General features: G+C 33.1%; 1 protein-coding gene and 1 tRNA gene. One reads left to right on the forward strand and one right to left on the reverse strand.

Features of this window, described 5'->3' with window-relative positions:
- Window positions 1–75 precede the first annotated feature (75 nt).
- Window positions 76–150: transfer RNA gene (locus DM444_RS00250), tRNA-Val, on the reverse strand.
- A 263-nt stretch (window positions 151–413) separates the two neighbouring features.
- On the opposite strand from DM444_RS00250, the gene DM444_RS00255 reads away from it, so the two are divergent.
- The gene (locus DM444_RS00255) at window positions 414–2,204 is read left to right on the forward strand and encodes an ABC transporter ATP-binding protein (RefSeq protein WP_111282889.1); all 1,791 of its coding nucleotides are present in this window, start codon (window positions 414–416) and stop codon (window positions 2,202–2,204) included.
- The last annotated feature ends 147 nt before the right edge of the window (window positions 2,205–2,351 follow it).

Raw genomic sequence — 2,351 nt, forward strand, 5'->3', positions numbered from 1 at the left:
TGCTATCGTTTCTGATAGCGTGTGCAAATATACACTTAGAATTTGTATTTGCAAGCCTTTTTATTAAAAAATTTGTGGGCGATGAGGGGTTCGAACCCCCGACCCCCTCGGTGTAAACGAGGTGCTCTGAACCAGCTGAGCTAATCGCCCTATTTTACTAGGCTGCTATCGTTTGTGATTGCGGGTGCAAAAATACGCTTAGATTTTGTATTTGCAAGCTTTTTTAGAAAAAAAATGAAATATTTTTTCGTGTTTTTATTTAGAAAGCTATTTTTCAATCCTTTAAAAAATAAAGTTTTTTTTCTCTTTCTTATAATTTCGTTAAAAAGCCAAATTAAAAGCTCTAATTCTTAATATTACTTTGTAGTGAATCGACTTAGTCATACCTTTGCATACCTTAATTGTATATTCAAATGGCAAGATTTCAAGAAAATGATTTACCGAAAGCTAAATTAAACTCTAATTCTCTTCAAAAAGCTCTCAGAATTTTTAAATATTCTAAAAATCACAAATGGAAATTTTTCCTAGGTTTGGTTTTTCTATTTCTAACAAGCGCCACTGCCCTTGCCTTCCCTAAATTAATGGGAATGCTTGTTGACTGTGTTACTAATAAAGACCTCTCTAAAGCCAACGAAATTGCGCTTGGTTTAATGGGGATTTTGGTGCTTCAGGCAATTTTCTCATTTTTTAGAATTTCATTGTTTGTAAATTTTACAGAAAACTCTCTTTCTAATATTCGTTTCGCATTGTATGAAAACCTGATAAAATTACCAATGTCATTTTATTCTCAAAAACGTGTTGGAGAACTTAATAGTAGAATTAGTGCTGATATTTCGCAGTTACAAGATACTTTTAGCACAACAATCGCTGAATTTTTGCGCCAATTTATTTTAATTATTGGAGGTTTTGTAATTTTAGGAAGCATTAGTCCAAAATTAACTTTCATGATGCTTGCAATTGTGCCTGTTGTGGCGGTTGCAGCTGTAATCTTTGGAAGATTCATTCGTAAATACGGAAAAAAAACACAAGATAAAGTAGCCGAAAGCCAAGTTATTGTTGAAGAAACATTACAAGGAATCAGCAATGTAAAGGCATTTGCTAACGAATGGTACGAAATTCAGCGTTATAAAAATAAGATTAGAGAAATTGTAAAAATCGCCATAAAAGGTGGTCAATACAGAGGTTATTTTGCTTCATTTATTATTCTATGCCTTTTCGGATGTGTTGTTGCTGTAGTTTGGTACGGAATAACATTGACAATTAAAGGAGAAGTTGAAGGTGTCGGTGATTTAATCTCTTTTGTATTATACACTACTTTTATCGGAGCTTCATTTGGTGGAATTGCCGAGATGTATGCGCAGATTCAAAAAGCCGTTGGTGCAACTGAGCGTGTTTTTGAATTATTAGAGGAAACTCCTGAAGAAATCAATGCTAAGCCTAGACTTACAGCTGTTGAGAAAATAAAAGGAAATGTTGCTTTTAAAAATGTAGCTTTTAGTTATCCTTCAAGAAAAGAGGTTCAGGTTTTAAAAGACGTTAATTTCAATGCTGAATTTGGACAGAAAATAGCAATCGTCGGACCAAGTGGTGCTGGAAAATCTACTATTTCATCTTTATTATTACGTTTTTACGATATAACTTCTGGAGAAATTCTAGTTGACGGAAAAAGTATTCACGATTATGATTTAGAAGAACTTCGTGGAAATATGAGTATTGTTCCTCAAGATGTAATTTTATTTGGAGGAACAATTAGAGAAAACATTGCTTACGGAAACCCAAATGCTTCAGAAGAGGAAATCATTGCAGCAGCTAAACAAGCAAATGCATTCAATTTTGTAGATGGTTTTCCAGAGAAATTTGAAACTTTGGTTGGAGAGCGTGGAGTTAAACTTTCGGGCGGACAACGCCAGCGTATTGCGATTGCGAGAGCTTTGCTTAAAAATCCAAGTATCTTGATCTTAGACGAAGCAACTTCTTCTTTAGATAGTGAAAGCGAAAAACTAGTTCAAGAAGCTTTAGAAATTTTAATGGAAGGAAGAACAAGTATTATTATTGCGCACAGGCTTTCTACAATTAGAAATGCAGATAAAATTTTGGTTTTAGATAACGGAAAAATTTCTGAAGAAGGAACACACCAAGAACTAATAAACTTAGAAAACGGAATTTATAAAAACTTAAGCAACTTGCAGTTTAGCAATTCTTAAATAGAAATTTCAATTTTTAAATTCCAAATTCCATAAAAAAAGCTCCAATATTAATTGGAGCTTTTTTTTATTTTAACTGTGTCTTGTCCTGAAATAGCGATACACAAAAAGTATCATTATGGAAAAAGATCAAGAATTGCGCTATGT

Origin of the sequence: Flavobacterium ginsenosidimutans, assembly GCF_003254625.1 — a bacterium.
In the GTDB taxonomy this organism is placed as follows: Bacteria; Bacteroidota; Bacteroidia; order Flavobacteriales; family Flavobacteriaceae; genus Flavobacterium; species Flavobacterium ginsenosidimutans.